This window comes from Bradyrhizobium sp. 18BD (assembly GCF_054185225.1).
Genome location: NZ_JAVAYL010000038.1, coordinates 24705 through 31251, shown reverse-complemented (window position 1 = coordinate 31251; position 6547 = coordinate 24705). Strand labels below are relative to the sequence as shown.

General features: G+C 65.4%; 6 protein-coding genes. 2 read left to right on the top strand and 4 right to left on the bottom strand.

Annotated features, from left to right (window positions below):
- Window positions 1-359 precede the first annotated feature (359 nt).
- A complete protein-coding gene (locus RAD16_RS39755; protein WP_458163434.1) occupies window positions 360-1268 on the bottom strand; it encodes an NAD(P)-dependent oxidoreductase in 909 nt (302 codons plus the stop codon).
- A 136-nt stretch (window positions 1269-1404) separates the two neighbouring features.
- Window positions 1405-1788, bottom strand: a complete 384-nt coding sequence (locus RAD16_RS39750; RefSeq protein ID WP_008567285.1) for a carboxymuconolactone decarboxylase family protein — start codon at window positions 1786-1788, stop codon at window positions 1405-1407.
- Window positions 1789-1965: 177 nt separating this feature from the next.
- Between RAD16_RS39750 and RAD16_RS39745 the strand changes: the two genes are divergently transcribed.
- Entirely contained in the window at window positions 1966-4098 is a 2133-nt protein-coding gene (locus RAD16_RS39745) for a TIGR02302 family protein (protein ID WP_458163431.1), read from the top strand.
- Window positions 4099-4101: 3 nt separating this feature from the next.
- A complete protein-coding gene (locus RAD16_RS39740; protein ID WP_458163429.1) occupies window positions 4102-4986 on the top strand; it encodes a DUF4175 family protein in 885 nt (294 codons plus the stop codon).
- Window positions 4987-5084: 98 nt separating this feature from the next.
- Here RAD16_RS39740 and RAD16_RS39735 read toward each other — a convergent pair whose 3' ends face one another.
- Both RAD16_RS39735 and RAD16_RS39730 read right to left on the bottom strand, forming a co-directional pair.
- Window positions 5085-5459 carry a response regulator gene (locus RAD16_RS39735; RefSeq protein ID WP_458163427.1) on the bottom strand — a complete coding sequence of 125 codons (375 nt, stop codon included), beginning with the start codon at window positions 5457-5459 and terminating at the stop codon, window positions 5085-5087.
- 48 nt (window positions 5460-5507) lie between these two features.
- Complete coding sequence (locus RAD16_RS39730; protein ID WP_458163425.1) at window positions 5508-6386, bottom strand: MJ0042-type zinc finger domain-containing protein; 879 nt, start codon at window positions 6384-6386, stop codon at window positions 5508-5510.
- Between the last annotated feature and the right edge of the window lie 161 nt (window positions 6387-6547).

The following is a 6547-nucleotide window of genomic DNA, read 5'->3' as shown; positions in this document are numbered from 1 at the left end:
CCAGAATGCGACGGACTGTCTCGAGCTTGAACTCTCGGCTGAAAACACGGGGTGATTTGTTGGGCATACGTTCTCCGTTAGAGAACTGTCCCTAATTTCCCGTGTCTCACTTTTGGGGTGCACTCCAATGACGTTTCATTCTGTCCTCCCTGATTTTTATGCAGGCGTGTAGGCGGACAGGATAACTTACAAAGAATACAACTCAAGGGCGAATGGTGCCATCGGGTAAAAACAGCAAGCACGCGCCTTGGTTGTGAGGACGTAGCCGGATGGAGCGAAGCGCAATCGGGACTCGCTGCAGCATGCATCAATCCCGGATTACGCTTCGCTCCATCCGAGCTACGGGACTGAGCGTGCGGTCACTTCCCCGCCAATCCACCCGTCTTGCCGCCAACCACGACGCCTGCCTTCTTCTCGATCGGCTTGATCGCGGCGGTGAAGTCGGACTCGGCGCCTTCCGCGCTGATGACGGTCTCCCAAAGGCGCCCGACGGCGTCGGCGACCTCCATCGACAGGCCGAGCTGCTTCATCTCCTCCAGCGCCAGCCGGACGTCCTTCACCATCAGCCCCGTGGCGAAGCCGAAGTCGAACGTGCGCGGCAGCACCGAGCGCGGAAACTTGTCGCGGCTCGCGGTGTTCATGCCCGAGCCTGAATTGATGACGTCGATCATCACGGCGGGATCGAGCCCGGCCTTCACGCCCATCACCACGGCTTCCGACGTCGCCACGATCGCGGTGGCCGACAGGAAATTGTTGGCGAGCTTCATGGTCTGTGCCGCGCCGGGCTTCTCGCCGATGAAGAACACTTTTCCGATCACCTTGAGCGCGGGCTTGAGCAGCTCGAACTCCGCCTTCGGCCCCGACACCATCACCGCCAGCGTGCCTTTCTCGGCGCCGCCGACGCCGCCGGAGACGGGGCAGTCGATCTGCACGATGTTGCGTTGTGCCAGAAGGCCGTGAATCTTCGCGGCCATCGCCGAGCCCACGGTGGAGAGGTCGATGAAGCGCTTGGCACGCTTGCCTTCGATCACGCCGTTCGCCCCAGTCGCGACGTCGAGCGAAGCCTGCAGCGAGGGCAGGCTCGCCATCACGGTCTCGACCTGGTCGGCGACGTCCTTTGGTGATGTCGCAGCCGTGGCGCCGCGCGCCACGAGCTTATCGACGACCTCCTTGCGGGTGTCGAACACGACGAGCTTGTGTCCCGCCTCGATCAGCCGACGCGCCATCGGGAAACCCATGTTTCCGAGGCCGATGAATCCGATGTCCATGGTGTCATTTCCTTCCCGTCGTCATTGCGAGGAGCGAAGCGACGAAGCAATCCAGACTGCTTCTGCGGAGAGATTCTCGATTGCTTCGCTTCGCTCGCAATGACGGTGCAATTGAATTAAGGGCGATTGGCAAGCCTCACGCCTTCCCGTCGATCTCCGCGAACACCTCGCGCGCGATCCTGAAACTGTCGACGGCGGCGGGCATGCCGCCATAGATCGCGACCTGCATCAGGATCTCGCGGATCTCGTCGCGGGTGACGCCGTTGGTGAGCGCGCCCTTGAGATGTGCGCGGAACTCGTGCTGGCGGTTGAGAATAGCGATCATCGCGATGTTGAGCATGCTGCGGGTCTTGCGCGGCAGCTCCTCGCGGCCCCACACCGTACCCCAGCAATATTCGTTGAGCATCTCCTGGAACGGACGATTGAAATCGTCGACGTTCTTCAGGGCGTTGTTGACATAGGCTTCCCCCAGCACCGCTTTGCGGACTTCCAGGCCCTTGTCGTGCATCTTCTTGTCCATTGCGTTCCTCTGCTTCCCTTGCATGTCCCTCAGGTGGCGCGCGGAAATTACGGGGTTGCTGCGGGCCAGTCACGTCCTCGTGTTATGCGGGAAAAGGGGGCGCTCCCGTACAGGAACGGATGCCTCAGTGCTGCCGTTGTGGTACGCTTCTCTCTGCCGGGTAACCTGGAGAGTTGATTGAACGGCGTCACCCCCGACCCGTCAGACCCGATCCGCGATGGCGACGCTCTGTCGCGGCTGAAGCTGGCGCAAGCCCTCGATCGGGCCATCTATGCCATCGCGTGGGAGCGTGCCTGGCCGAATTTGGCGCGGCTGCTGACCGTGGTCGGCTTGTTCCTGGTGGTGTCCTGGGCCGGACTCTGGCTGGCGCTGCCGTTCCTCGCCCGTGCCATCGGTCTCGTCATTTTCGCCGGCGTTGCGATTGCCGCGCTGTTCCCGCTGATTCGTTTCCGCTGGCCCAGCCGTGAAGAGGCTCTGAGCCGGCTCGACCGCGGCTCCGGCATCCGCCACCGCCCGGCCACCACGCTCACGGACACGCTGACCTCGCAGGACCCCGTCGCGCAGGCGCTGTGGCAGGCGCAACGCGAGCGCACGCTGGCCTCGCTCAAGCGCATCCGTGCCGGTCTGCCGCACCCCAGGCTCCCGCTGTACGATCCCTGGGCGTTGCGCGCGCTGGTCATGGTGATGCTGGTTGCGACCTACTTCGCCGCGGGCGACGAGCGCGCGATGCGGCTCGGGGCCGCCTTCGACTGGAACGGTGTGCTGGCGCCGACCAATGTTCGCGTCGATGCCTGGGTCACGCCGCCGATCTATACCGGCAAGCCGCCGATCATCCTGTCGGCCGCCAACAAGGAGGCCGCGGCGCTGCCCGCGAGCGGCCCGCTCGCCGTGCCGGCCGGCTCGACCCTGATCGTGCGCTCCTCCGGCGGCAGCCTCGATGTCGCCGTCTCCGGCGGCCTCAAGGAAGTCGCCCCCACCGAGGCCACGCCCAAGGGCACCAACGAAAAGCATTTCGCCATCGCCGGCGACGGCACCGCGCATGTCCGCGCGCCCTCCGGCCAGCCGCAATGGGCCTTCACGGCGACGCCGGACCGCCCGCCGACGATCGCGCTTGCCAAGGATCCGGAGCGGCAGGCCTACGGCGCGCTGCAGCTCTCCTACAAGATCGAGGACGATTACGGCGTCACCGGCGCCGAGGCGCAATTCGTCCTGCGTCCCTCGGACGCCCAGGACAATGCCAAGGATGGAAGCAAGGACGCTGACACCAAGGCCGCGCGGCCGCTGTACCAGCCGCCGCAATTCGCGCTCACTTTGCCCAATGCGCGCACCCGCAACGGTGTCGGCCAGATGGTGAAGGACCTCAGCGAGGATCCCTATTCCGGCGCGGACGTCACGCTGACGCTCAGCGCCAAGGACGAAGCCGGCAATGAGACGAAGAGCGAGCCCTTCAACATGCGCCTGCCGGGGCGGCTGTTCACCAAGCCGCTCGCCCGCGCGCTGATCGAGCAGCGCCGCATCCTCGCGCTCGACGCCAACAAGAATTCCGACGTCTATGCCGCGCTGGACGCGCTGATGATCGCGCCCGAGATGTTCACGCCGGAGGCCGGGCACTATCTCGGCCTCTACAACGTCGCGCGCCAGCTTGAGGCGGCGCGCACCGACGATTCCCTGCGTGAGGTCGTGGCCAGCCTGTGGGCGCTGGCGGTGACGATCGAGGACGGCAATATCAGCGACGTCGACAAGGCGCTGCGCGCGGCCCAGGACGCGCTCAAGCAGGCGCTTGCGCGCGGCGCCAGCGACGAAGAGCTCAAGAAGCTCATGGACAATCTGAAGACCGCGCTCGACAATTACATGCGCCAGTACGCGCAGCAGATGCGCAACAATCCGCTTGCGCGTCCGGCCATCGGCGTCGACGACCAGATGAAGCGGATCGAGCGGCTGATCCAGCGCGGCAACCGTGACGCGGCCGCGCGCGAGCTGGATCGCTTGGCGCGGTTGCTGGAACGGCCGCCGGGCCCGCCCAGCGCCGAGCAGCGAGAGATGGACGAGATCGCGCGCGAGCTGAACGATCTGCTTCGCGAGCAGAACGCGCTGCGCGACGAAACCGACCGGCAGAGCAAAGACTCCAAGCGCGGTCAGCGCGGCACCAAGCCGCTGCCCCCCAAGGTCGCGGAGATCCTGCGCAAGTCGAGAGAGTTGCGGCAGAAGACGCGCGGCGCAACCACCGAGCAGCTGGACGACCTGGCCAAGCAGCAGGAAGCCTTGCGCGAAGAGCTCAGGACCTGGCGTGAATCCCAGGGAGGTAGATAGCTCATGAAGCACACCTCGATTTTGCAGAACCGGAAGGCCGTGCGGGGAGGGCTTTCGACGGCCGTTCTCGCGCTTGCGCTATCCTGTTTCGCGGCTTCGACAGCGTTGGCGCAGTCACGCACTGACCAGCAGAATCTCGATGCGCTGCTCGACAGCGCCGATAAGTCGATGAAGCAATCTGCCGACAGCCTCAAGGAAAAGAACTCGGACCAGAGCATCGGCCAGCAGTCCAAGGCGATCAGGGACATGGAGAAGTATCTCTATCCCGATCCGAATGATCCTTCGGCCTCGCGCGACGGAGCGGATATCCAGGACCGGCAGGAGCAGCTGAAGAAGCGGCTCGAGGCCCTGAAGAAGAAGCTCGCCGAGATGGGCCTGCCGCAGGACGGTCAGAAGGGCCAGCGCGGTCAGAAGCAGCAGGGGCAGCAAGGCCAACAAGGTCAGCCGGGCGATGGCGATCAGGACGGCGAAGACGGTTTCGACGCGGCCGAGAACGCCATGGGCGATGCCGGCAGCCAGATCGGCGAAGGCGATGCCGATGGTGCGACGACGTCGCAGGGCAAGGCCATCGACGGCTTGCGCAAAGGGATGCAGGATCTGGCTGACTCCATGGGCGGGCAGCAGAACGGCGAAGGCTCGGAGCCCGGCGACGGCGAAGGCCCCGGCCAGGCGGTCGGCCGCCAGTCGGGGAACGGCGAACGGACCGATCCGTTGGGCCGGCCGCTGCGCGGCAAGGATTATAGCGACGACTTCACGGTGAAGATTCCCGGCGAGATCGACGCCCAGCGCGCGCGCCGTATCCTCGAAGAGCTTCGCCGCCGCCTGAGCGATCCCGCCCGTCCGCAGATCGAGCTCGATTATCTCGAGCGGCTGCTGAAGGATTTCTAGAGGTTCTCGTAGCCCGGATGAGCGAAGCGATATCCGGGAACGCTGGTCCCGCATGTCGCTTCGCTCATGCGGGCTACATGCGCTGAGTGCTCTGCCCGCTACGCCTTCTTCGCCGCCAGCGCGTCCGCCACCGCGGTGCGGATGTCGGCGACCGAGAATGGTTTGGTCACGACGTCATGCACCAGCGCGTTCAGGTTCGACGCGCGCTCGCGCTGGTCGGCAAATCCGGTCATCAGCAAGATCGTCAGGTCAGGAAAATCGCGCGCGGCGGACAGCGCCAGCGCGATGCCGTCCATCACGGGCATCTGGATGTCGGTGAGCAGGAGATCGAACGCGCCGTCTTCGCGGGTCAGGATCTCCAGCGCCTCGGCGCCGTCCTGCGCCGTCACGGTCTCGTGGCCGTCCATGGCGATGGCGCGCGCCACCAGCTGGCGCATCGAATCCTCGTCGTCGGCGATCAGAACTTTTGGCATTAGATCAATCCTTGGGACCAACCTCCCGTATGGACTCTGCAAGCCTGATTATACGCTGCCGCCGGCAATGTCGCGCCGGTTGAAGAAACGGACGTCGATATTGCGGCCCTCCGCCGGCGGCGAGGCCAGGCGCGAGCGGAAGAAGGCGCGCTCCCCCGGTTGCAGCACGGTCTGCTCCAGCACTGTGTTCCAGGCGTAGATCTCAGCGCCCTGCGCATCGCGCACTGCAAAGCGCAGGCGGGGGATATCGAGCGGCTTCTTGCCCTGACCCACGATCGCGCCCTCGATCACCAGCACCTGCTTACCGTCCACGGTCTCGCTGGAGAGCTTGACGTCCTTGAAGGCCAGCCCGCGCAAATTCACGTCGAGCCCGACCATCTTGTAGAACGCTGCCGTCTGCGGCAGCAGCCGCACCACGTCGCCGCGCCACATGATCAGGGCCAGCACCAGCGCGGCCATGGCGGCGCAGGCGGTCGGCAGGCCGAAATAGGATTTTCGTGGCGCTACAGCGGGGATCGGACGCTTCACCCGTGCCCCGCGGCGGCTGAACAGGCCACGGAACCAGGACTGGTGCATGGCGCCGGCAGCGTCCTCCTCGGCGGCCCGGGCCGCCGCGGTCCATTCGTCCTCGATCTCCTTGGCGCCCTCGTCCGGCCAGTCGCTGGCGATCGAGGGGCTGTCGATCACCGGGGTGTCGGCGGCGTTGTCGTCCTTGGGGTAGGAGTTCCACTGCTCGGCGAGGTCGGACTGGTCGTCGGCCTGCCTGGCTGCGGCCATGGCCGGAACGGAGGCCTCCTCGATGGCATCCTCGGCATAGGCGACCCAGGTCTCCTTGCAACGGGAGCAGCGGACCGTCCGTCCGTTCGCCCCGAGGCTCGCAAGCTTGATGGCGTAGGATGTCGTACAATGGGGGCAGACGATATGCATGGACACGGGCCTTGATGCACGGACTGGTCTTGACGATGCCCCGGTCGCGGAGAGTCGGGCGCCCCAAATGCTACAGGGCGACCGTTAACGAACCGGAAACCATAACGGCCGCACAACCCCTTGATCGCGTGCGGCGAAACCTCGCTGGCCGCGCGGCGCCA

What these genes read in the sequence shown, in the direction of transcription:
- RAD16_RS39755 (WP_458163434.1), bottom strand. Translation starts at nt 1,268, where the DNA reads ATGGACATCGGATTCATCGGCCTCGGAAACATGGGTTTCCCGATGGCG.
- RAD16_RS39750 (WP_008567285.1), bottom strand. Translation starts at nt 1,788, where the DNA reads ATGGACAAGAAGATGCACGACAAGGGCCTGGAAGTCCGCAAAGCGGTG.
- RAD16_RS39740 (WP_458163429.1), top strand. Translation starts at nt 4,102, where the DNA reads ATGAAGCACACCTCGATTTTGCAGAACCGGAAGGCCGTGCGGGGAGGG.
- RAD16_RS39735 (WP_458163427.1), bottom strand. Translation starts at nt 5,459, where the DNA reads ATGCCAAAAGTTCTGATCGCCGACGACGAGGATTCGATGCGCCAGCTG.
- RAD16_RS39730 (WP_458163425.1), bottom strand. Translation starts at nt 6,386, where the DNA reads ATGCATATCGTCTGCCCCCATTGTACGACATCCTACGCCATCAAGCTT.